At 44.7% G+C, this 22,864-nt stretch carries 22 protein-coding genes; 1 reads left to right on the top strand and 21 read right to left on the bottom strand.

The annotated features are described in order from the left end of the window. Window positions 1-10: 10 nt before the first annotated feature. From ASD24_RS24280 to ASD24_RS24190, 18 genes are all read right to left on the bottom strand, one after another. Window positions 11-913 (bottom strand): ABC transporter permease, encoded by a 903-nt coding sequence (locus tag ASD24_RS24280; RefSeq protein WP_235540825.1) that lies wholly within the window; start codon window positions 911-913, stop codon window positions 11-13. Window positions 914-1,094: 181 nt separating this feature from the next. After that, window positions 1,095-2,756, bottom strand: coding sequence for an ABC transporter substrate-binding protein (locus ASD24_RS24275; protein WP_056701445.1), 1,662 nt, complete (start codon window positions 2,754-2,756; stop codon window positions 1,095-1,097). A 132-nt stretch (window positions 2,757-2,888) separates the two neighbouring features. Further along, window positions 2,889-4,448: a response regulator gene (locus tag ASD24_RS24270; protein ID WP_056701444.1), complete on the bottom strand. Its 1,560-nt coding sequence runs from the start codon at window positions 4,446-4,448 to the stop codon at window positions 2,889-2,891. Window positions 4,449-4,459: 11 nt separating this feature from the next. Beyond that, a complete protein-coding gene (locus tag ASD24_RS24265; protein WP_235540804.1) occupies window positions 4,460-6,232 on the bottom strand; it encodes a sensor histidine kinase in 1,773 nt (590 codons plus the stop codon). Window positions 6,233-6,236: 4 nt separating this feature from the next. After that, entirely contained in the window at window positions 6,237-7,454 is a 1,218-nt protein-coding gene (locus ASD24_RS24260) for a response regulator transcription factor (protein ID WP_056701439.1), read from the bottom strand. A 91-nt stretch (window positions 7,455-7,545) separates the two neighbouring features. Continuing rightward, window positions 7,546-8,577, bottom strand: coding sequence for an endo-1,4-beta-xylanase (locus tag ASD24_RS24255; protein WP_056701437.1), 1,032 nt, complete (start codon window positions 8,575-8,577; stop codon window positions 7,546-7,548). A 214-nt stretch (window positions 8,578-8,791) separates the two neighbouring features. Then, window positions 8,792-9,145, bottom strand: coding sequence for a hypothetical protein (locus ASD24_RS24250; RefSeq protein WP_056701436.1), 354 nt, complete (start codon window positions 9,143-9,145; stop codon window positions 8,792-8,794). Between the two features lie 372 nt (window positions 9,146-9,517). Further along, window positions 9,518-10,015 (bottom strand): hypothetical protein, encoded by a 498-nt coding sequence (locus ASD24_RS24240; RefSeq protein WP_056701433.1) that lies wholly within the window; start codon window positions 10,013-10,015, stop codon window positions 9,518-9,520. 106 nt (window positions 10,016-10,121) lie between these two features. Beyond that, complete coding sequence (locus tag ASD24_RS24235) at window positions 10,122-10,412, bottom strand: hypothetical protein (protein WP_056701431.1); 291 nt, start codon at window positions 10,410-10,412, stop codon at window positions 10,122-10,124. A gap of 76 nt (window positions 10,413-10,488) precedes the next feature. Beyond that, window positions 10,489-10,911: a DUF1801 domain-containing protein gene (locus ASD24_RS24230; RefSeq protein WP_056701429.1), complete on the bottom strand. Its 423-nt coding sequence runs from the start codon at window positions 10,909-10,911 to the stop codon at window positions 10,489-10,491. An 82-nt stretch (window positions 10,912-10,993) separates the two neighbouring features. Beyond that, entirely contained in the window at window positions 10,994-11,542 is a 549-nt protein-coding gene (locus ASD24_RS24225) for a GNAT family N-acetyltransferase (RefSeq protein WP_056701427.1), read from the bottom strand. 164 nt (window positions 11,543-11,706) lie between these two features. Further along, window positions 11,707-11,982 (bottom strand): CD3324 family protein, encoded by a 276-nt coding sequence (locus tag ASD24_RS24220; protein ID WP_056701425.1) that lies wholly within the window; start codon window positions 11,980-11,982, stop codon window positions 11,707-11,709. A 229-nt stretch (window positions 11,983-12,211) separates the two neighbouring features. Further along, window positions 12,212-12,640 carry a GNAT family N-acetyltransferase gene (locus ASD24_RS24215; protein WP_056701423.1) on the bottom strand — a complete coding sequence of 143 codons (429 nt, stop codon included), beginning with the start codon at window positions 12,638-12,640 and terminating at the stop codon, window positions 12,212-12,214. A 5-nt stretch (window positions 12,641-12,645) separates the two neighbouring features. Beyond that, window positions 12,646-13,140 carry a hypothetical protein gene (locus tag ASD24_RS24210; protein WP_056701421.1) on the bottom strand — a complete coding sequence of 165 codons (495 nt, stop codon included), beginning with the start codon at window positions 13,138-13,140 and terminating at the stop codon, window positions 12,646-12,648. 39 nt (window positions 13,141-13,179) lie between these two features. Beyond that, a complete protein-coding gene (locus tag ASD24_RS24205; protein WP_056701419.1) occupies window positions 13,180-14,055 on the bottom strand; it encodes a GNAT family N-acetyltransferase in 876 nt (291 codons plus the stop codon). Between the two features lie 194 nt (window positions 14,056-14,249). Next, window positions 14,250-15,473, bottom strand: coding sequence for an amidohydrolase (locus ASD24_RS24200; RefSeq protein WP_442952606.1), 1,224 nt, complete (start codon window positions 15,471-15,473; stop codon window positions 14,250-14,252). Window positions 15,474-15,829: 356 nt separating this feature from the next. Then, on the bottom strand, window positions 15,830-16,369 hold the full coding sequence (locus ASD24_RS24195; protein ID WP_235540802.1) for a methylated-DNA--[protein]-cysteine S-methyltransferase: 540 nt from the start codon (window positions 16,367-16,369) through the stop codon (window positions 15,830-15,832). A gap of 61 nt (window positions 16,370-16,430) precedes the next feature. Next, entirely contained in the window at window positions 16,431-17,129 is a 699-nt protein-coding gene (locus ASD24_RS24190; protein ID WP_056701415.1) for a DNA alkylation repair protein, read from the bottom strand. A gap of 235 nt (window positions 17,130-17,364) precedes the next feature. Here ASD24_RS24190 and mgtE point away from each other — a divergent pair, with 235 nt between their 5' ends. Next, complete coding sequence (mgtE, locus tag ASD24_RS24185) at window positions 17,365-18,735, top strand: magnesium transporter (RefSeq protein WP_056701412.1); 1,371 nt, start codon at window positions 17,365-17,367, stop codon at window positions 18,733-18,735. A gap of 117 nt (window positions 18,736-18,852) precedes the next feature. On the opposite strand, the gene mmsB is transcribed toward mgtE, so the two are convergent. The 3 genes from mmsB to chvE are packed head-to-tail and all read right to left on the bottom strand — an operon-like array spanning window position 18,853 to window position 22,657. Further along, window positions 18,853-20,016 (bottom strand): multiple monosaccharide ABC transporter permease, encoded by a 1,164-nt coding sequence (gene mmsB, locus ASD24_RS24180; protein ID WP_056701410.1) that lies wholly within the window; start codon window positions 20,014-20,016, stop codon window positions 18,853-18,855. Beyond that, a complete protein-coding gene (gene mmsA, locus ASD24_RS24175; protein ID WP_056701408.1) occupies window positions 19,991-21,550 on the bottom strand; it encodes a multiple monosaccharide ABC transporter ATP-binding protein in 1,560 nt (519 codons plus the stop codon). Before mmsA ends, mmsB begins: the two co-directional genes overlap by 26 nt. Window positions 21,551-21,571: 21 nt before the next feature. Beyond that, complete coding sequence (gene chvE, locus ASD24_RS24170; RefSeq protein ID WP_056701406.1) at window positions 21,572-22,657, bottom strand: multiple monosaccharide ABC transporter substrate-binding protein; 1,086 nt, start codon at window positions 22,655-22,657, stop codon at window positions 21,572-21,574. Between the last annotated feature and the right edge of the window lie 207 nt (window positions 22,658-22,864).

The following is a 22,864-nucleotide window of genomic DNA, read 5'->3' as shown; positions in this document are numbered from 1 at the left end:
TATGTCCTCCTCATATTAATCGGTCCTCACCGAAGCGTTTGGAAAGCGAGTTAGCTGCAAAGATCAGTGTGATACTGACAATGGTTTTGAATATACCTGCAGCGGTTGCGAGAGAATAGTTACCGATCTGCAAGCCGTATTTCAGAACGAAGATATCTATGGTCTGGGACCAGTCCACAACGACCCCATTCCCCAGTAAGTACTGTACTTCGAAGCCTGCTTCCAGAATCCATCCCATGTTCATGATCAGCAAGATAATGACGATGGACTTGATTCCAGGCAGTGTGACATACAGCATTTTATGATAGCGATTCGCTCCATCGATCTCGGCCGCCTCATAGAGCGAAGGGTCAATGGAAGTAATGGCTGCCAGATAAATAATGGCGTTCCAGCCGACCTCTTTCCACACATGGGAAGCGCCGACAATGCCCCAGAAGTATTCCGGTACACTAAGCCACATAATCGGTTCGTCAATGAATCCCAGCTTCATCAACACAACATTGACAATCCCGCCGTCTACGGATAACGAACTCGCTACAATGCTCGTAACGATGATCCATGATAGAAAATGGGGCAGATACGAGATCGTTTGAATTGTCCGTTTGTAGAGCTTGTTTTTGATCTCATTGAGTAGCACCGCAAATAAAATAGCTGTCACAAATCCAAGAATCATATTGATTAAGCTCATTGCGATGGTATTGCGAAGCACGTTCAGAAACGCGTCGTCCGTAAGCAGAAACTTGAAGTGCTTAAGTCCGACCCACTCCTGCTGCGCGAAGCTCTTCGCTGGACTGTAATTCTGGAAAGCCATGACCCAGCCCCAGATCGGATAGTACGAAAATACTAGAATATACGCGACGATCGGCAAAGACATAAACATGAGCTGCTTCTGGCTACGCAAACGCTTGAACATAGACGTCTTGGCAGCAACGGTTGGAGCTGATTGATTCTGTATGGCTCTAGGCGTGTTCGCCATCCTTCACTCCTCCTATTAGGCTACAGCGATTAGCAAGAGACCCCGGAAGGTACGTAATGCGTAATGCATGCTCCTGCATGCCATTCACACCTTCCGGAAGACTCTAATTCACTTTTTTCTATTTTTCCACGGTCCAGTTCTGAATCCGCCATTGCAATTGCTCGTTAATTCGGTCTTCATAAGCCTTCACATCGATTTTCTTGTATGCATCCTCATATTCGCTCCAGACGGAATCGAACTCATCTGCTTTGGACATGATTGCTCTAGGCAAGAATTTAAGGGAAGTATCTGTCATTTGCTTATTCGCAACGGAAGCATCTGAACCTTCCTGCAGATCTACCTGCCATGCTGGATAATACACTGGATTCTCAGGTGCAGGAGAGAAGAAATCACTCCATGTTTTGTAACCATAAGCATCCAACAACTCTTTATCCTCTGGCTTCAAGCCGTCATAGAACTCCTCTGGTTGATTCGTTGCTCCGATCGCATTGCCATCTTCAAAGGTTCCTTCCATCTTGGGTGCTGCACCGTAGAAACCTTCCGCTTTGTTAGCCAGTCTCCAAGCTGGGTCTTCCTGCTCTGTGCGCTGCTCTGGTGTACGATAGAATCGACCTTCTTCGTTCACCATGTAATCCACGCCTTCTTCACCCCAGGACAGCAGCTTCTGATATTTCTCATCCATGAGCGCATCAAGGAACTTGAGGATGGCTACCGGGTCTTTGGCATCTTTACTAATACCAAATCCGTTATTCAGGTTAATGACCGGACGATCTAAATAGTGATCCTTAATACTTGTATCGTATACAAGCGGTAACCCGACATAAGTTTGACTGATTTTGCCCTGAGCTACGAGTGGGTCTTCACCCTGCTGGAAGTTCCAGTGCTGATCGAACATGCCGATAACCCGCCCAGAAGAGATTTTGGCCAAGTATTGGTCATAGTTCTGTACAAAGGCTTCCTTATCAAGCAAACCATCGTTATAAAGACTGTTCAGCTCTTTATAATAACGTTTGGAGATATCCTTATCTGCGAATACACTTGCCACGCCATTGTCATCTACGACAACACCACCATCATTCGGATGACCCGTCAGATGCTCTGGTGGGTTAAGCAACGGGAACGTTCTCCAGTCGGATGCAAGTGTAGTGAATCCGATGGTCGGCTGACCATCCTCCGTTGTAGGGTGCTTCGCAGCATAATCACGAATCAGCTTCATATATTCATCTAGCGTCTTAGGTGTTGGATATCCGGCTTCTTTCAGAACCGCCTTTTGAATCCAGAAGGCAGGACCGGAATAATAGTTACTAATGAATTCACCGGTATAAACGCCATAGTTTGGTAACCAATAGATATGTCCGTCGCTGGAATCTTTCATTCGCTCCCAATCTTTAGCGTAATGCTTCTTCAGGTTAGGTGCATGCTCCTCAATCAATTCTTCCAGTGGAATAACGGCACCAGCCGCAACCAATTTCGTATCTGCTGTGATCAGATCGGGGAAATCTCCACCTGCAATCATAACCCCCAATTTTTGCTGAAGATCACCCACGAGGAATTCCATGTTCAGCTTAACGCCAAGCTCTTCTTCGATTTGTTTGTATATCCGATTATCCTGAGCCGGCGCCTGGTTAGGCGTACCAATAAAAGCCGAGATGTTCAAAACTTCCTTGCCGTCCACCGTTGTTGTCTTGGCTTCTTCACCACTGCAACCTACCAGCGCTAGGCTGATTGCCAGAACGAGTGAAACGGATCCCCATAATTTTTTCCTCTTCAAGACCCCCATGTATTGCCCCTCCTTGGAAGTTGGATTGCTTACAGGTCTTATTATGATGAAATGTATGCGTTTCCAAAATAGTTAAATTTAAGGTCCTTCCCCCCTTAATTTCAGATGTTCATGATGTACAAGTCATCATTATTACTCGCTAAGCGTAGATTGCAGCCTATATTCTGCTGGTTTCATACCCACCCTTTTCTCAAATTGTTTCAGAAAATGTTGATAGCTTCGATAACCTACTTGTTCCGCAATAATATACAATGCCTGGTCAGTCTCTCGAAGCTGTTGCTTCGCTTCCTCCATTCGCAGATCATGCACAACATCCAGCACCCCTTTGCCATACTTACGCATAAAGGATTGCCCCAGATGAACCGGATGAATATAGAATCGCTCGGCGAGCTCTTTGATCGTAAAGGTTTCCTTGTAATGATTGTGGACGTATTCCGCTACCATAGCCTGGGTTCCACCCACACGTCGTTCTCGCAGCGTCCCGATCTCCGATTGGCATTTGAGGCAGAATGCTTCTAACATTCTGGCTGTCTCCTCTATATTCTGATAACGCCGTTCATGGAGATGGAGAGCTGAGTCTTGCATCAATGTATTCGGTTCTCCGCCCAGTTCCTTGAAGAGTGAAAGTCCGCGAAACATAATCTGGGTTGCAAAAATATGAACCAGCTCTGGTGCAGCCATTTGATCTTTAAATGTATTGAACGCTCGCCAGACAGACGTCGATAATTCTGCCCCGGAACCGTTTTCGATTAGCTCCATAATGAGGTCTGCTTCCATTAACGTATCCGGATCAAACAGCAAATGCTGTTCATTCATGTCCTCCGCGTACAGAAGCCGTGTATCATCAAAAAATAAAAAGCGTCCTGCTTCTGCGGCAGCACGGTAAGAGGTCGTTAATTCTTGCACTTGGCTGACAGGACAGCCTACAGCTATTTGCACCCGACTTGCTGCCGCCTGCTGATCCAGAACGTTTAGGAGCCGCTCTGCAAATTGCCGTAAGTCTTGATCCGAACGGGTAGAAGCGTCGCTACAGCCACACCAGACAATGCCATAAGGACTCCATTCGGCATCCAGCAGGTACCCGCAATGCTCATCATCCATAAATTGCTGGATCGCCTGTTTGGCACTTGCGCTATCGCCTTGAATCATCACTAACAAGTAGGCCCACATATGTGCTTTAGCAGACAACTCATGCACAACCCAATCCATCTCATCCCCAAGTTCTGCCTGATCTTGGTTCGTGACTAACGTAAGTAAAGCTTGCTTCGTTCGCTGATTATAAGCCTGATCCAACATTAACTCGCGCGTTTCTCGGTGCCCCAATTCTTCTCTTAGCCGTTGCAGCACTTCATCCGCTTCGGACTCGATCACCGGTTTGGTCAAATAATGGGATACCCCGAGTCGTATCGCCTGTCTTGCATAATTGAAGTCACTATACCCACTCGTAATGACAAACAATGTTGAGCGATGACCAAGCCGGCGGGCTTCTTCAATGAGTTCCAGCCCATTCATGACCGGCATTCGAATATCGGTTACGACCAAGTCAGGCTGCTCACGGGAAATTGCATCTATAGCATCCTCCCCGTTGGCACATATCCCGCCGACTTCGAATCCATGCTTCTCCCAGTCGATTAACAGTTGTAGTCCCTCTATCGCAAACGGTTCATCATCCACAAGAAGAACCTTATACATGTTCATTCCTCCTATCCCTTCGTGTCCATAATCGAGAATGGAATAAGAAAGCCTGCTTCCGTTCCTTCGTCTAGTCCACTACGAATGTTGAATATAGCAGCTCCCTCATAAAAAAGCTCAAGCCGTCGGTAAACGTTACGAATACCCACGTGACCATCCATCGCACGATCAGAACGCACATCCCTCATAAGCTGATTCAGTTTCCCCTCATCCATGCCCACTCCATTGTCGATCACTCGGATATCCAAACCAGACTTCGTCAGTCTGGCCGTTACCCGAATCAGTCGACCATTCTTCCGAGCCTGTAACCCATGCTTACATGCATTTTCAACCAGGGGCTGAATGCTCATGCGTGGAATCCGCAGTGAAGCCGCTTCAGGATCGATCTCAAATGTATAGTTGAATAGATCACCAAACCGAAACTTCTCAATCTGCAAATAGAGGGACGTGAATTGCAGCTCTTCCTTTAGAGGGACAAGGTTATCGGATCTGCTGAGTAATTGCCGCATTAACAAAGATAGGCTTTTTATTATTTCAGTAACTTCCGTATAACCATTCTTCGTACTGACAACGAGTAGGGCATTTAATGTATTGAACAAAAAATGGGGATTCATCTGACTTTGAAGCATCGATAATTCCGTTCGAACTCGATCCAGCTCTAGATCCTTTTGTCTGATTTCTAATTTGTAGACGTCGTTGATGAGAGATTGGATTTTGCCAACCATCATATTGAACGTACGGATCAATCCGCCGATCTCATCACGGCCCTCTTGAATTTCAATCACATCAAAGCGATCATTGCGCACTCTCTTCATATGTTTGGACAGCTTCTGAATGCGATAATGATAAGAACGAAGAATAATATAAATCAGCACAGAAGGAATAATCGTGCTAATTAATGCGAGCCACAAGATCGAGTTGCGTGCTTCTGCCAATAACTGATCTAGATGATCTGTATTAGCGATCCCAATTAATTTCCAGCCCTTCAGATAATCAAGGTTGCCTAATGTTCGTTCTAATCGATATCGAGAGTTCCCCTCATCTGTCGATGAAGACGAACTTTGGATTGCAGCCTGTTGGGACTGATCGCTGGACACCACAATCCGATTATTTTCGTCAACTAGACGAAGCTGCAGACTATTCGTTTCACGATTCAAAATACTGTACACTCGACTAAGCTGCAGATCAATTTTGGAATATTTGGCATAGGTTGAATACGATGTATATGTATCCATTTTGCCAATCACACTAATACGCCTACCTGGATGAAACAACGTGGTTTCGTCATAATCCACAACTAAAATCCCACCTTTGGTTTCCTGCAAGCGCTCCATCCCCGGAACAGCTCGTTCCCCTTGCCCAATCACAGCGTAATGACTGCCCGTCTGAATGGTATCGTTATCCGTTAAGATACGAACCTCCAGAATGTTGGCTGACATATATCGAGTCAACTTATCACGTAGAAATCCATCATATTGATTGTAATACTCAACGGGCGAGTCATACGTCTGATCGAGCGCCTGATATAAGGTGTCATCGGCTGCTATAATCCGGCTCAAAGCCACACTCTCATCAATCATGCCCAGCAGTTCTCCTGCCGCCCGCTCAATTGATTTGCGTAAGTTTTCTTCTTCCCGTATCTTGATATCTGAAGAGGTTCGCTGATAGAAGAATACATTAATAATTATGACCGGCAGAAGAATACTAAAGATATAGATCAGCAGTAGCTTCGATCGAAGAGGAATATCATTGACCTTGTGAAACATCCATCTATTTCTTCGCACGTAATCACCCTTGACTTTTGTTTTTGTAGACAGATGGGAGTTCTCCTGTAAGCGCTTTAAATTTATCTGTAAAATACTCTGCATCGTGATAGCCAAGCTTGGATGCAATATCCGAAATTTTCATATGGGTTCGGCGGAGCAATTTACGCGCTTCCTCAATCCGAAGTCTATGAATATATTCGCTGAAGCTGACGCCGACCTCCTGCTTAAACTGCTGACCAAGATAAGCCGAATTCACATGGATTTGCTGGGCAATATCCTGTAGCTTTATTTTCGTGCAATAATGCTCATTTAAATATTCGATCGCTTCGGCTACCGGACTTCTCATGGTGGACTTCTTGGGTAAAGACTGAGATAGACGTTCTGATAATTGAATGCATAGCCCTTTTAATTTTCCAGATGTCCAGCTCTCCGCTTCATGCCATGCTCTCTCCTGAAGCAACAGCATACAGTCTTTCTTTTCGCTGAACTTACGTAGCAACTCACCGTGCATATATCGGATGACACTTTGAGCCTGGCTGAGAGACATTTTCGATCTCACGATCAAGCATAGTATCTTGTCGACTACAGCTTGGATTTCACCAACGTCGCCTGCCTCAATGGCCACCAACAGTTGTCTCGACAACGAAAGCATCCCTTCATGATCGTAATGCTCTGGCGTGTCTAGTCCTATGGATCTGTGGATCGCCATTTCACTCCCGGGATCAACGGTTCCAGTGTACTTTTTCTCGTCTCTACGCTGGTTTAATGGTGGGATGAGTTCCAGCAATATCTGATGAATCTCTTCGGTGACCAGCGGTTTGAGCACATACTCGTCAACTTGGTACTGGATCGCCTGCTTGGCATAACCAAATTCGGAATACCCTGTGGCAATAACGATCTTGGCGGTATTTTTCAACTCCTCACGCATCGTTCGAATTAATCCTAGACCGTCCAGTACAGGCATTTGAATATCGGTTACCACAAGATCAGGTTCAACCGCACCGATTAAGGAAAGCGCCTCTTCACCGTCTGTCGCCGTACCACATAATTCGTAGCCACAAGCCTGCCAGTCAATCATTGTTCTCCAGCCTTCCAGTGTATACGGCTCATCATCTGCCACAATGACTTTGTGCATGAACCCACCTTCCATTTCCATTTTTGTATCCAGTATGGCATTATGCGGCCCATGCGACAATAGAAATTTTTCTACAGGAATCGTGAAAAGCCTTACCTCCGCCACCTTAGACAAGGTTTGGATGAGTAAGGCTCTCCGTTATTCAGAATACCTCAAACACAGCTATTGGAACCCTCGTTATGCGAAACTCACCGATTTAAGAAATCCCCTTGCTTGTAGGTACACTTCCTTTTGCCGCGTTTATCAGGCGCGAGAACGATTCTTTGGGCTGTCGTTGTTGATCAAATACGAAAGGCCAATTCTTGCGTCCACGCACAGGGAAGTTGTCTAACCACGTGTAGTGATCCGATGTTCCCCAGAACGTGACCGAAGTAATCGAAGCTTGATACTCCAGGAAGAGACGGAAGATCTCTTCATAGCGTTGCTCCTGTAGCTCCATCATCTCAGCGGTTGGTTCGATCAGATCGGTTCTTCGATCTTCATGACGGAATACAGACAGATCCAGTTCTGTAATGTGAAGTTGCACATTCAGTGAAGCATAACGTTCGATCGCCATGCGAATATCCTCAATAGATGGGCCATGAATATTCCAGTGACCTTGCATGCCAATCCCATGAATAGGTGCTCCCTTTTCCAATAAACCTTTGACCAGTTCGTAAATTTTCTCCCGCTTGACCGGATCAGTCTCGTTATAATCGTTATAGAATAACAGTGCTTGAGGATCAGCCGCATGAGCTAAGCGGAACGCTTCCAGCAGATAATCTTCCCCCAGAATCTGAAGCCACTTGGTGTCCCGCATCGTCAGATCCGTTTTATCTTCAATCGCTTCATTAACAACATCCCAGGCGCTGATCTGACCCTTGTAACGTCCAACCACTGTATCGATATGTGACTTCAGGCGTGACAGCAATAATTCTCTAGACGCCGTGCCACCAGCTGGATCTTGAAAAACCCAATCTGATGTCTGATTATGCCATACTAATGTATGCCCACGAACAGACATCCCGTTACGAACGGCGAAATCAACGATCTCATCGCCTGCCTCAAACGAATACCGCTCCTCTTCCGGATGGATCTCTTCAAATTTCATCTGATTCTCTGCAGTGATGCTGTTATAATGACGGGCAATGAAATCCCCCTCTGTGCGTATAAGGCCTGTGTGAACAGCGGCACCAATTTTGAAATTCTCTCGGAATGCATAGTGTAAAGATGGAATCTCTTTCGACATGTTTCATTCCTCCCCCGAAGGTTTTAACTTCATCATATCTGTTTATGAATACGCTTACTATGAACAAATTAAACTTCTTACCCCCACAGATTGAACCAAACGCCTGTTCATACAAAAATACGCCTCTCCTCATTCGTCGCTACAGACGACAATGGATGTGGAGGGCGCTTACTCATTTAACTCGTATAATTTACTTGATTCGTTTCCTGGTGACTTATAGCTTGTCCACCTGTAATAAGGTGATTGGCCTCACGGTAACTGCTGAACTAATCTGTTCCTCGGAGAGCACATTGAGCTTGAGCAGACTCTTGAGCTTGTTGTTGTCCACCTTGGACAGTAAACGCCAGATTTCAGGATCGGGAAGAATTGCGTATAGCTTCTGATCATCATATTCCTTCCGCTGCTGTAGCACCGTTTTTACAACATACCCACCAAGCTCTGTCTCATACACACCTTGCTCCGCGCAGTACCCCAAGATGTCATCCCGTAGGACAGAAAGACGTTGCTCGATCTCCTTTTGCTGCTGTTTCAACTCAAAATAATCCCGTACCTTCTGTTCCATCCTCATCACGCTCCCTCTATACCATACCTATGCGAGACATGAGGATTTAGGACAGGTTGTTGAGGATTACTCGCCAGGGCGTAGGTCCGTACTCTTGAGGATGAAGAACGATTACAATTATGATCGTCATTAGGATGATTGCTATCCAAATGAAAATGTTGAACCATTGAAGACGATTATTCTTCACTGCAATCTTTGAGCTAATGAACATCCCGATCAGAATGATCAGAACGTTCACCATATACGTAAATGGAACCGTTAAGATCCTTCCTAACCCCGTTGCGGGGAAATAAAAAATCATAAGTTGTATCGAAATGATCGTAGGGAGTATGGCCAATAAGAATATTAGTATTTTACGTAGCAGTTCTCTCACACCTTCTACTTATTGTCAGCCCAACCTTCAAACCAAGCTTTATCTGTGAACTCATTCCATTCCATTGTCACACGATTACAACGAATCACAACGTAAGCATAATCTGTGTTGTGTTTAACCGATCCAATACCCTCGAACCGATGTACATATCCATTTGGGTGACGCTGCTCCGAATGCTGTAACACTTCAAAATCCTCTAATATCTCTAGCATGTCGACTTCTCTCGGATGAGAGTCTTCTTCCGCATCAGGGTCGTCTTGCTTAGCACTCTCAGAAGTATCATACAAGACAGACTCAATACCCTCGGCATGTTCTAACCGAAGCTTCGCTTCTCCCGTGCACATGCTTAGTCCAGTCGAATTCAGAGGATGATCTGCGAGCACATCAATATGTCCAAACGTTAAGATTAGATCCGCACCGGATACAACCACCTCTTTTATCAAACAATCATGCAGAGATATAAGTTGTAACGTATTTTCAGAGATATAAGCTGCTTGCTCCATAATAACTCCATCCTTTCTACTTAAAAATTCCCGAATTTAAAATTGAGTTATCCCTCCTCATGTGATCATGTTATGCGCAAAAACGAAAAAACCGCGTGCTTCGCGGTCACTGTTCCACACGAGATGAACCCCATCTGTTCTTAATGTATATACCAACGTGTATGAAGAAATAAATCATCAGCACATTAATAATGAACGCACCTAGCCCGATGGATACTCCTGCCATAAACCAAGGGTACCCCGTTGTATGTCCCAGATGATATTGTGTGAAAAATCGAAACGGTAACCCATATTCTGTCCGCGATACTCCTTCCGTATATACTTTTCCAGGAAGGAGCAGTACAGATATGACCGTTAACCATGTTGATATATTAAGAATTCTATAATTGATCTTCAATTCTATATCCTCCAATCTTTAGAGAATTAGCTTACAACTCATAGACCTACTCGTCATTCAGCCTTAGCTAATCACTCTATTGATTCGGATACTTTTCCTGCAAGAAACTGACCGATTGTGTAATCAACGCTTGTAATACACCCACATCAATATCTGTAACTTTAGAGATATAGACACAAGCTTTCCCAGTCGTATGCTTACCTAAATCGCTCAATAGTGCCTCTCGCTCCGTATCTCCTGTAGCAAAATATAAACTGATCTTGGCTTTGCGGGGTGAAAAACCGACCAGCGGTGCATCACCTTCATGTCCTGATTCATATCGATAATGATAGCTGCCGAATCCAATAATACTCGGCCCCCACATTTTGGCTTCATATCCCGTTGTTTCTGTATAAATATCTAATAATTGATACGCATCCTCACGTTTCTTCGGGCTCTCTACACTTTCAATAAACTCAATGACACTGCCATCGGTTTCTTTTGTTTTTGGTTGTACCATAGGTAATTTTCACTCCCTTCATTCTACTCATCCCCATCTACTCCTACTAATTATACACGAAGTGACTACATATTTACCTTAATTATCCTAATTCAACAATTTGGTTATTCAGTGTGAACTTCAATTTCGTTCCATCCTCATCAGGTTCCAGTGTGTCTTGTTGGTACATTCCGTGTGTATATCGTGCTAATGTCTTTTTCCAAAATTGCTGGGCTCTAACATTGATTTCCGCTGCATTCGTCTGCACCTCCCACGTGCCTCGGTGCTCGTTCATCACCTGAGTAGCGACATGTTCAGCAATTCCCTTCCCACGGTATGATCGCAAAATAAAAAATTCATTCATATAAAAGTCGCTGCCATGAGGTGTGTATGGTGGTGTCGCCACCAAAGCGAATCCTGCTGGGATACCCTCTACTCGTGCTAAATATGGATATAGTACGCCTGGCTTCGACCACCAGATATCAAAAACCTTATTTTGCTCTGCCAATGTCCTCGTCTCATCTTCTTCAAAGATTCCATAGGCGTTAGGTTTGAATCCCCAGATTTCAGACAGATCGTGCAAGTACATGGGATACAGATTGTTAATGATGAATTTCGTTTGTTCATTGGTTAATTCAATAGTAATATTCATTGATGTTCCATCCTCTCGATATGAGTTGTATATTAAGCAGTTAACGATTAAGTATCAGTATAAGGACATTCAAATGCCTTAAATAGATAAGGATTGAGTAGGACTCATTCTTTACATACTGAAAAATCCACATTAGACGTTGCTCTAACATGGATTTTCATAATTTACGATTTATTTTTGCGAGAATATACAATCTTTTTGATACTGTCCGAAGATAACGCGTATTGATCGATCAGCTGATCTACTGTAGCTCCTTCAGCAAACTTCTCACGTATTTCGCGATTTCTTAGGTTAAGCATAACCCGAGTGCCGGATTGTTCTCCCCATTTTGAATAGGTATCTTTGCGTTTCGGGATATAGATCATTCCGCCATGCACATATCGTTGGATCTCTTGTAATAATTCTTCTGGTAATAATGAATCAGCATTTGTATATTTCATCTGGCTCGCTCCTTAAAAAAATTGATATTTAAGGTAGCAAAGTCAACCGATGAACTCTTTTTCGTGCAGAAAATGAAGGCGGATCTATAGATCTATAGTTTAGGCTCTATGCAAACAACCGCCGTTGTTCATACGTACTGACTTTGCATAGAGCAGATTGATAAACCTGTTATGACAAAATTCATGGTATCTCCCCTTTCTTGAACACTACTAGATACGAAATTCGCTTCTACAGATACTTCTTGAATGCCTTACTTGCTTCGCCGTCATAACCTAACTTTTCATAAAATTGATGCGCGTCTTGCCGCAATGCATTACTGGTAAGGAACACTTTAACGCAATTTTTCTCCTTGCAGACTTCCTCCAGGTGCTCCATTAATCTCGAACCATATCCTCTGCCCTGCAGTTCCTGCGTCACAATCACTCGTTCAACCACACCGAAGGGTCTCGTTCCACTCAGTGCATCCAAACAAACATGTAAATGCGCCGCCCCCACAAGACTTCCATCCACCTCATATACAAACAGATAGCTGTTCGGGTTAATTCGAATCTCTTCCAATCTTTCAGGCAACACATGAATATCAGAATGATTCGGTAACAATTCTTGATATAGTCGTTCAACTGCAATAGCATCCTTACCCTCAGCTTCTCGAATCATGTACATCACCTCTGCTCGTTATTTGCATTTCGTGCTTGGACTAAGACCTTTATCCCTATATCAATGAAGAAAAATAACACCGCAGCAATGATGCCATATAAGGTCATGAACAAGACTTCTCTAACTTCTATCACTTTACCGATATTAAGCGCGAAAAGGTATAAATAGGTACCAAGGAAACCAACCATCGCATAAGCGATCACATGTATTCCCATGAAATAAACTTTGTTTTTCTTGAGCACCGGGGCTAACCACTTGTCTAATAGGATAGAACTTGGGATACCGATCAGGAAGATAGGCGGTGTACCAAATAACAGAAATACGATCATATAGACTCTGAAGCCTTCCATATCACTTACTGAAGGAATACTCACAATAAAGGCAAAACTAAGAGAGGTTAAGAGCGCAACGATGAGTTTCCTCGTCAGATTGATTTGCCTTCTGCCTTGAGCTTCTTGATCGACATAGATCATCCTACGTATAGACCGTGTTCTTTTCATAAGTTGTTTCTCCTCTGAACCAGCATATGTTCGGTCATATCAACTTCGATGATTCGTTCCAAACCATACGAGATGAGAAAGTTCCTCACCAGAAAGGAAGCCAACTTTAGTATACAAATGCTCGGCGGGATTGCCCTGGGTAACGAACAGGCGAATGACAGGATACAGGGGTGCTAAGGTCGTTATTGCATGATGTAACAAGTATCCTCCAAGTCCCTCTGATCGATAGGCTGGTGTCACAGCGATATCATAGATTAGAGGTAACTTTTCCCACAAGCTTACAAGACAGAATCCAACCATACGCTCTGTATCTTGCTCAACCAAAATAGAGGAAGCAGCGCGCAGTTCATCCTGCTCATAATGATCAAAATAATATGTGAGATCATTCTGACAATGATCCATTGACTGTTCTTCTACTCCGCCGCGATAAGCTTCGATCATCATCTCAGCTAGTTTGGGCATGTGAACTCGTTCAGGCCGAATGCGTTTTAACTTCGATGTCAAAGGATTTTCCAATGGCTCAGTAGGCCTGATCATACATTTCCGCGTGCTCAGCTTGTTGAATTCAGCATGTTCAAATAATGAAATATGTTCAGGCATAACATTATAGGCATGTAATTGATCAGGTACGCTCTTCTTACGAATCATATGATCTTTCAGAAACTCAACAATTTCCTTCGTTAACGTATGCGGTGGAATCATAAATAAGGAACCTAGCTCATCATCAACCAAAGAAATTCCCGCGATCCGATGCTCTGCTCTATAGATCCAATAACAATCCGTTGCTTCAAGCATCATAGAATGAATGTCCGGCCAACTTGGTCTGAACCAGACATTTTTGCGATACGTGGCGAAGTACGTTGCATATGTAGATGGATCTGCTTGGATTAAACGATAGGGTGTATTCGGTCTCATTCTGCACCTCTCTTGTTAAATCTATCATTTTATTCTTCACGAAGATTCCAGCTGCTTTTCATCGAAATATTTCATATGCTTCCATCATAACCCAGAATTACATCCATGGACATATGATTTATGCAACAAAAAAACCACGGTTTCCCGTGGCTGATGCATTCTCCATCTCTATACAATGCGCTGATCATTTTCGTTTATATCGATCCACTCACCAATTGCCCTTCATACCATACGGTCTGCCGTTTGGCTCTTCGAGCAACCGCCTCGGCGGAACAACTCGCGTGAACCAGCATAAAGCTAGCTGTATCGCCTACCTTCGGCCAGACCTGATTCCCTTGAGCGTCGATTGGAGTTATACCGCCCGTGACGAATCCTAGCGATTGAGCCAAGGAAAGTTCATCTGAATATCCGTACAATTCTGCGTAACGTCCCGCTTTCTCCAATTGATCTCCATTCCCAAAAGGTGACCAGTGATCTGTCAAACTATCGGTTCCCAACTTGACCTTCACCCCATGGCGATGAAGCATCGGCAGAGGCATCATCATTCTGCCAATTGGCACAGTAGATGCCACACTCATACCAAGAGATGCCATCTGAATGGCCGTCTCTTCTGCCTCCTGCGCGTCCGCATTAGCGAACCAGAACGCATGACTCACCGTGACTTTTCCATGAAGCCCTGCCTGTTCAGTTAGCTTAACTAATTGTTGTAACGTTTGCTTCCCAGCTTCATCACGTTCATGCAGATGGATATCAATACCTGCCTGATAGCGGACAGCCAGTTCGACCATCGCATGCAACGATCTCTCGACATCTCCGTCCACAGTAGCTGGGTCTAGTCCACCTACATGCGTTGCACCTTCAGCCATGGCCTGGTCCATCCATCCAACAGAATCGGAGCGAAGAAGTCCATGCTGTGGAAAAGCCACAATTTCGGAAGAAAGCTTGCCCGAGAATGCATCCAATGCCTGCTTGGTTGCTTCTAATCGTTTCAGTCCACTCACCGGCTCAATGTTACAGTGACTTCTTACATGCGTAGAGCCTAAGCGCTGAATAAGCTGTAAAATATGCTCTGCTTGACCTCTAGCTTCAGGCAATAGTTTCGGGAGCAACTGCCGCTCCTCCTCAATACGTTCGAAGATGCTGCCTATGCGCTTAACCGCCTGCCACGGCTCTCCGTAATATGTTTTGTCCAGATGAATATGGGCCTCTTCGAACGAAGGAAGCAACAACAGACCGTGACAATCGTATTTGGGTAGTGCACTCTGAAGCGCTGTTTCAATACCTCTAATCTCTGCAATAACTCCGTTCTCAATGCGAAGGTGACATAAGCTTGTCCGTGTTCCGGTCACTTCTTGTCCATCCATCACATAACTCTGCTCCAAATTTACGTTCGTTAGCCAATAGGCCTGATTCAACATATGACCCTTCACTCCCACCCCGTTTTATTTAATATTTGAATCAATTTCATAACTCATTAAACCGAGTTTTATGTAACTAGATATAGACAAATTAAACCGTTTCGATCTATATCTAGCCTTGATTTAAGCAGCTAAAGGTATTATGAAATTGATTCATTTATCGTAGCATAATGGGTAACGTAGCAAAAATATGTATAACGTTGGCATACCATACGTTTAGCGTTTGGAGTCGCTCTTAATAGACAGAAATACAGGCATGATTCATGCCTGTATTTCTGTTTGTTCATCCTATTTCTAGTGGTTTGGTGGTTATATCTCATGGCTAACTCCTATCATCTACACACCAGCATAACGATCTAGAATCTAAACCTCGCATGCCCACCGTCAGATACGCCCTCGATCTGTTCAATATCGAGCAGTCTGCGTTTCATGTCTAGCCCGCCACGAAACCCAGTCAATTTGCGGTTTGCACCAATAATGCGATGGCATGGCAATAGAATTGGAATGGGGTTAGCTCCATTCGCTGCACCGACTGCACGTACTGCCGATGGTCTTCCAATTGCAGACGCAACATCGCCATAGGTTCGAGTCTCACCGTAAGGAACTCGTCCAAGCTCTGTCCATACTTGCTGCTGGAATGCTGTTCCAATCAGATCCAGTGGAATGTCCGCTTTAAATGCTACCTTTTCTCCGGCAAAGTACGATGTGAGCCACTCGGTAATACCTGTATGGTTAATCGTCTGTTCATCCTCTATTAATTCAACCCCAGAAGCTACACGAGCAATCCAACCTTCCCAGTCCTGCAATGTTTCATTAGGCATAATAATACGGCTTACACCCTTCTCTGTTGCGAGTACGATCCAGGGCAGACCATCTAGTTCCAACGGGGTCCACATGATCTTTTGCCTCATATCCATCATCCTTCCATGTCATGTTCCAATTGTACGCTTATGAGGGTCAAACTGATCGCTTCAGCTTGCGCTTCATCCCACGAATAATTTGTTTTGTATGCGGATCAATGCGAGTCGATTCGGTTATTTTCTGGAGCGCTTTGTTGTACGTAAAATCATCGAGCGTATTGTCCTTGAGATAACGCATCGTTATATCGGGCAATTTAATATAAGCAATCGAAATCGCCCATGCCACAGCCATTTTCACATAATATCCTTCGTGTCTAACCTGGTCCAATGAAGCCAACACCTGATGGATATAAGGCTCTTCCATATAATAGTTTAAGTACATCACAACGCCGAAGCGGATGTCATACTCTAGCTCGGATACCAGATAAGGCTGCACAAAATGCCATACCCGTTCTTGTTCTTTTTTCGTCAATTTTAATCCACCACAGAAGCTATCGCATACAGACCAGTTATTGATTTTGGGGACAAACCAAGCAATATGCCGCAGCCATTCTTCTGGATCTGTACGGATATATCCAATAACCAGCGCCTGCAACATGACTTCTTCAAAGTAATCATCGTCTGCGTTTTCCAGGTAGGCACGCCAATCCGTTGCAATAATCTGTTTTGCCAACTTACGTAGTTCAGGCATTCTAACCCCCAATAGATTCGTAATGTTAGGTATAAGTGCTGCCGTAAACTTTTGATACTCTGGCTCAGCCAGGCTGAGTAACTGTGTTCTGATATCTGCCTCCACTAGTACATGTCCCCCTCGTTTGTTGCTGTACATCAAGTATATCCTTGCAGCGCATGTTTGTAAGCTCATATTGCATGGTTGAGCAAGATTTCCATATCCTAATACATCCCGAAGTGTTCAAGCTTCTCTTCACCTGTTCCATACGATACATTCCCCTTTTTCTTGAAGCCTTGTTTAACTGGCAACCCATTTCGTTTAAAAATATGAAGTTGACCATTCAGAAAGGAGTGTCGATATGAACGGATCTCATACCAAGAAAGATTTCTCCGTGGAGGAGATCACCGAACAACTTGTCCAACATGTGCAGTCCCAAAATTTACCTGAATTCTATAAATTGGTGAAGGAACTGCATCCCTATGATCTTTCACTTATATATAAGAAGTTCCCTGAAGAAGAGAGAAATCGGTTTCTACTCCTGTTCAAACCCGATGCGCTAGCCGATCTAGCGGAGAACTTGAAGTTGCATGAACAGATCCAACTGTTTGAACGGCTTGGGCCAGAACGAACACTTGAAGTCATGCAACAGATGGATAAGAGCGATCTAATCCGGTTCATGCATGATATCCCTGCTAAACGTAGGGAAGAATTGCTGTCTGATATGAATCTCGATCACTCCGCCATCATCCGGTCTGTGCTTAATTATCCGCCAGAGACAGCTGGACGGATCATGACAGATCGCTATCGTACCCTGCTCGCGCATGAGACAGCCAAGGAAGCACTAAGACAATCGCAAGGTACGATGCATATCTCCGCCTCCAGCTACCTCTATGTAACCGATAATGAGGGGAAACTCGTGGGTGTTGTAAGTTATCGCTCCCTTGCTTTGGCAGACGATAAGACCAAGGTTGAAGAACTCATGACCAGGCGTGTGATCTACGCTACAGTAGATATGGATCAGGAAGAAGCTGCGCAGCTGCTGCAGCGTTACGAGTTCATGGCACTCCCGGTTGTGGATGAGAATCATAGGCTGTGCGGGATCATACAGATGGATGATGTCATCGATATTATTATGCATGAAGCGAGTGAGGATTTAGCTAAGATGGGGGGCGGGGGTAAAGATATTGATTTTGATACGAAACCACTGGTTGCGGTCAAACGCAGACTTCCCTGGTTGATCTTGTTATTACTGATCGGATTAATATCCGGAAGTATTGTAGACTTTTTTGAAGATACGTTGAACCAAGTCGTCGCGCTCGCCTTCTTCATGCCCATGATCGCCGGGATGACGGGGAATACAGGTACACAATCTCTGGCTGTCGTTGTACGTGGACTGATCGGACGTAAGCTGGACAAGTCAACCGTGCTGGCACTGATTGGTCGGGAGATTAAGGTGGGCACGATGATCGGGTTAGTCTGCGGAATCCTGATTACCGTCATCGCTTATTTCTGGCAAGGGGACTGGCTGCTTGGTGCGATTATCGGGGTATCTCTGTTCTTCACACTCGTGATTGGTACGCTGACTGGAACTTGTATCCCACTTCTACTCAGCCGATTCAAGGTAGACCCCGCCGTTGCCTCAGGGCCACTAATTACAACGTTAAATGATATTCTGTCGCTCTTTATCTATTTCGGCATTGCCACTCGTTTCCTAGACGCACTGATGTAAATGCAGCCGGAATATAACTGGAAAAACATAAACAAGTAAAGCAATAAACAGACCCTGATCCCGTGATCTAGGTCTGTTTATTGCTTTATGCAGACATCATCCATAACCATTTTACACTTAGGCAGCTCTTTTGTTTTTGTTATAGATATCAAATGCAACGGCGAGCAGCAACACCAGACCTTTGATCCCCTGTTGCCAGTCAATACCGAGACCAATCAAGGACATCCCGTTATTGAGCACACCCATAACCAGACCCCCGATAATAGCGCCGAAGACCGTCCCGATCCCTCCAGAAGCTGAGGCTCCACCGATGAAGCAGGCAGCAATCGCATCTAGTTCAAAGTTGGTACCTGCCCTTGGTGTAGCTGCATTCAGACGTGCAGCGAAGATCAGTCCAGATACTGCCGCGAGTGTACCCATGTTCACAAATACCCAGAAGGTTACCTTTTTCGTTTTGACGCCAGACAGACCCGCTGCCTTCTCATTACCTCCAAGAGCATATACGTGACGACCCATCACGGTACGGTTCATGACGAACGAGTAGACAACGATTAGGACGAACAGCAGCACCAATATATTCGGAATACCTGCATAACTTGCAAGCACAAAGGTGAACAAATTCGTTACCACTGCTACCACAATCAACTTAAGCAGGAAGAGTCCCTGAGATACAACTTGAAAGCCGTATTTGCGCTGTGAACGACGTTCACGCAGTTCATTGAAGATGTACCACAAGGTAAGCAGAATCCCCACAATAATGGACACCAACCCAAGCCCAGAGAATTGAATATCCGGTAAAAAGCCTGAGCTTATTTTCTGGAATCCCCCTGGAAAAGGTGAAATGGATTGACCCTCAAGCACAATCATCGTCAACCCGCGGAACAATAACATACCGGCGAGTGTTACAATAAAGGCGGGAATTCGCACATATGCAATCCAGAAGCCCTGCCATGCACCAATCAAGGCTCCAACCAGCAAAGACGCGATCACCGCAAGCCATGCCGGAAGCTGCCAGTCAACCATCATAATGGCTGCAACTGCACCAACAAAGGCTGCAATGGAACCAACCGATAGATCAATGTGACCGGTAATGATGACCAGCACCATCCCGATGGCCAGTACTAGAATGTAGCTATTCTGCAAAATTAGATTTGTTATATTGATGGGCTTAAGTAACAACCCGTTGGTCAGTACCTCAAACAAAAGCATAATAACGACTAAGGCAATGATCATACCATATTGACGGATGTTACTTTTAAACAGTTTCGTTATTGATTCCATGCTTCCCGCCTCCAGACTTGGTCATATATCTCATCAACGTTTCCTGCGATGCTTGTTCACGGCCAACTTCTCCGGTAATTCTCCCAGCATTCATCACATAGATCCGGTCACAGAGGCCAAGAACCTCCGGCAGTTCGGATGAAATAACCAGTACCCCTTTACCCTCAGCGGCAAGACGATGAATGATGGTATAGATTTCAAACTTGGCTCCAACGTCGATGCCGCGGGTCGGTTCATCCAGAATGAGAATATCGGGTCCGGCAAAAATCCACTTACTCAGCACCACCTTCTGTTGATTGCCCCCACTAAGGTTACCGGTCTTCTGCAAAATATTAGGTGCTTTGATGTTCATACTCTTCTTCATCTCTTCCGCTACGAGCACTTCTTCGTGCTCATTCACAACCGCATTTTTCGTCAGTTTGTTGAGGCCTGTCAATGAAATATTGCGCTTGATATCATCCATCAGAATAAGCCCGTATTCCTTGCGATCCTCGGTGACATAAGCAAACCCATTTTGAATGGCCTCGGTAACGCTATTGTTTTGGATGGGCTTGCCATCTTTCATGAGTTGTCCTGATATATTGCGTCCATACGATTTGCCGAATATACTCATGGCAAGTTCGGTACGTCCAGCGCCCATAAGCCCCGCAATACCTACAATTTCACCACGTCTAATATTCATGTTGATCTGATCCAGTACTTTTCGTTCAGCATGTTGCTCGTGGTATACTGTCCAGTCTTTCACTTCCAGAACGATGTCGCCAATGGCAGCATGACGCTCAGGATAACGGCTCGTGAGATCACGTCCCACCATTCCACTAATGATCCGATCTTCTGTAACCTGATCTTTTCTCATATCCAGCGTCTCAATGGTCTTGCCGTCTCGCAATATGGTTACGGCATCCGACACTTTGGAGACCTCATTCAGCTTGTGAGAGATCAGAATGCATGCGATGCCCTGCTTCTTGAATTCCAACATTAATTGCAGCAGATTCTCGCTATCGTCCTCATTCAATGCAGCAGTGGGCTCATCCAGAATAAGCAACCGCACCTTTTTGGAGAGTGCTTTCGCAATCTCAACCAGTTGTTGTTTACCCACCCCGATGCTAGATACCAGCGTATTCGGATCTTCACTTAAACCTACTTTGCTTAACAGTTCACGCGTACCCACATACGTTTCCTTCCAATTAATAATTCCTTTACTTGCACGCTCGTTGCCCAAATATATATTCTCTGCTATGGAAAGGTAGGGGATCAGAGCTAACTCCTGATGAATAATGACGATCCCCAGATCTTCACTCTGCTTGATGTCTCTGAACTCACACGGTTTGCCTTGAAATAAAATATCACCTTCATACGTGCCGTATGGATATACACCGCTAAGCACCTTCATGAGTGTCGATTTGCCTGCACCATTTTCACCGCATATCGAATGAATCTCGCCCTCACGGATTTGCAGATTGACATTTTCCAGCGCTTTGACGCCAGGGAATGTTTTGGTAATATTCTTCATTTCCAGAATAATTCCGGCCATGGGATGTGCTCCTTTCATTCCTTATTTCAAGCCGATCTCTTCCTTCGTGTAATACTTACTGCCAACAATATCCTGCTCTACATTGGTTCGGTCTACAGAGATCGGATCAAGAAGATATGCTGGAACTGTCTTAATTCCGTTGTTATATGATTTTGTATCATTCACTTCCGCCTGTTCACCTTGCAAAATGCTATTAGCCATTTCCACCGTTTGTTCCGCCAGTTTCCGTGTATCCTTGAATACCGTCTGTGTCTGCTCACCAGCAACAATGGATTTGATTGAAGCAAGCTCGGCATCCTGTCCTGTTATGACAGGTAATGGCTTGTTTGCTGTTCCGTAACCAATCCCTTTCAAGGACGAGATAATTCCGATGCTGATACCATCATAAGGAGATAGGACTGCATCTAGGTTGTCTCCAGAGTAATAAGCACTGAGGAGATTATCCATGCGTGACTGTGCAAGTGCACCGTCCCAGCGCAAAGTGGCGATCTGTGCCATCGTCATCTGTTTACTACGAACAACCAGCTTGCCGGAATCCATGTAAGGCTTCAGAACAGACATTGCACCGTCGAAGAAAAAGTAGGCGTTATTGTCGTCTGGCGATCCGCCAAACAATTCAATGTTATAAGGTCCCTTTCCTTCCTTAAGCCCAAGCTTCTGCTCAATGTAGGAAGCCTGGAGCACACCCACCTTAAAGTTATCAAACGTGGCATAATAGGTCAGATACGGGGTATTTCTAATGAGCCTATCATACGAAATGACCTGTATCCCTTCATCATGCGCCTTCTTGATTACATCGGTTAGTGTGTTACCGTCCACGGATGCGATGACCATCACATCCACACCTTTTGTAATCATGTTCTCAATCTGTGAAATCTGATTCTCGACCACATCCTCAGCATACTGAAGATCTGTTTTATAACCTTGCTCTTGGAACAGTCGTACCATGTTCTCTCCGTCCCCGACCCATCGTTCGGATGATTTGGTAGGCATCGAGATACCGACATATCCTTTTTCCTTGCTGCCCAGGTCACTTTCAGCTAGATTACAAGCCGAGAGCATCAAGGTCATCACCAGAAGCCAGATCCATATCGCTCCTTTTTTCATATGAAGTTCCCCTTTCCTCAGGTCATACGATTATTCACAACAACTGAGATAACGCTTACAACGAATGAATGTAGTATGTGCCTTGCGACTTCCTGTTCGAGAATTATCGTAGCATTTCAGCAGCAGAGAGGTCTTTGCAGGTTTTGAACCTTTTTTATAAAAATTTAACTTTTGATGGAAGTAAAGAAGAAAACATCGTTACATTGT

The sequence above is a fragment of the Paenibacillus sp. Root52 genome (assembly GCF_001426865.1).
GTDB lineage: Bacteria > Bacillota > Bacilli > Paenibacillales > Paenibacillaceae > Paenibacillus.
This window is presented reverse-complemented; position numbering and strand designations above follow the sequence as displayed.

What these genes read in the sequence shown, in the direction of transcription:
- ASD24_RS24240 (WP_056701433.1), bottom strand. Translation starts at nt 10,015, where the DNA reads ATGGAGCAAGCAGCTTATATCTCTGAAAATACGTTACAACTTATATCT.
- ASD24_RS24250 (WP_056701436.1), bottom strand. Translation starts at nt 9,145, where the DNA reads ATGAGGATGGAACAGAAGGTACGGGATTATTTTGAGTTGAAACAGCAG.
- mmsA (WP_056701408.1), bottom strand. Translation starts at nt 21,550, where the DNA reads ATGGCCGGAATTATTCTGGAAATGAAGAATATTACCAAAACATTCCCT.
- ASD24_RS24225 (WP_056701427.1), bottom strand. Translation starts at nt 11,542, where the DNA reads ATGAATATTACTATTGAATTAACCAATGAACAAACGAAATTCATCATT.
- ASD24_RS24200 (WP_442952606.1), bottom strand. Translation starts at nt 15,473, where the DNA reads ATGTTGAATCAGGCCTATTGGCTAACGAACGTAAATTTGGAGCAGAGT.
- ASD24_RS24215 (WP_056701423.1), bottom strand. Translation starts at nt 12,640, where the DNA reads ATGATTCGAGAAGCTGAGGGTAAGGATGCTATTGCAGTTGAACGACTA.
- ASD24_RS24255 (WP_056701437.1), bottom strand. Translation starts at nt 8,577, where the DNA reads ATGTCGAAAGAGATTCCATCTTTACACTATGCATTCCGAGAGAATTTC.
- ASD24_RS24205 (WP_056701419.1), bottom strand. Translation starts at nt 14,055, where the DNA reads ATGAGACCGAATACACCCTATCGTTTAATCCAAGCAGATCCATCTACA.
- ASD24_RS24230 (WP_056701429.1), bottom strand. Translation starts at nt 10,911, where the DNA reads ATGGTACAACCAAAAACAAAAGAAACCGATGGCAGTGTCATTGAGTTT.
- ASD24_RS24220 (WP_056701425.1), bottom strand. Translation starts at nt 11,982, where the DNA reads ATGAAATATACAAATGCTGATTCATTATTACCAGAAGAATTATTACAA.
- mmsB (WP_056701410.1), bottom strand. Translation starts at nt 20,016, where the DNA reads ATGGAATCAATAACGAAACTGTTTAAAAGTAACATCCGTCAATATGGT.
- ASD24_RS24280 (WP_235540825.1), bottom strand. Translation starts at nt 913, where the DNA reads ATGTTCAAGCGTTTGCGTAGCCAGAAGCAGCTCATGTTTATGTCTTTG.
- ASD24_RS24195 (WP_235540802.1), bottom strand. Translation starts at nt 16,369, where the DNA reads ATGTGGACCCCGTTGGAACTAGATGGTCTGCCCTGGATCGTACTCGCA.
- ASD24_RS24270 (WP_056701444.1), bottom strand. Translation starts at nt 4,448, where the DNA reads ATGTATAAGGTTCTTCTTGTGGATGATGAACCGTTTGCGATAGAGGGA.
- ASD24_RS24275 (WP_056701445.1), bottom strand. Translation starts at nt 2,756, where the DNA reads ATGGGGGTCTTGAAGAGGAAAAAATTATGGGGATCCGTTTCACTCGTT.
- ASD24_RS24210 (WP_056701421.1), bottom strand. Translation starts at nt 13,140, where the DNA reads ATGAAAAGAACACGGTCTATACGTAGGATGATCTATGTCGATCAAGAA.
- mgtE (WP_056701412.1), top strand. Translation starts at nt 17,365, where the DNA reads ATGAACGGATCTCATACCAAGAAAGATTTCTCCGTGGAGGAGATCACC.
- chvE (WP_056701406.1), bottom strand. Translation starts at nt 22,657, where the DNA reads ATGAAAAAAGGAGCGATATGGATCTGGCTTCTGGTGATGACCTTGATG.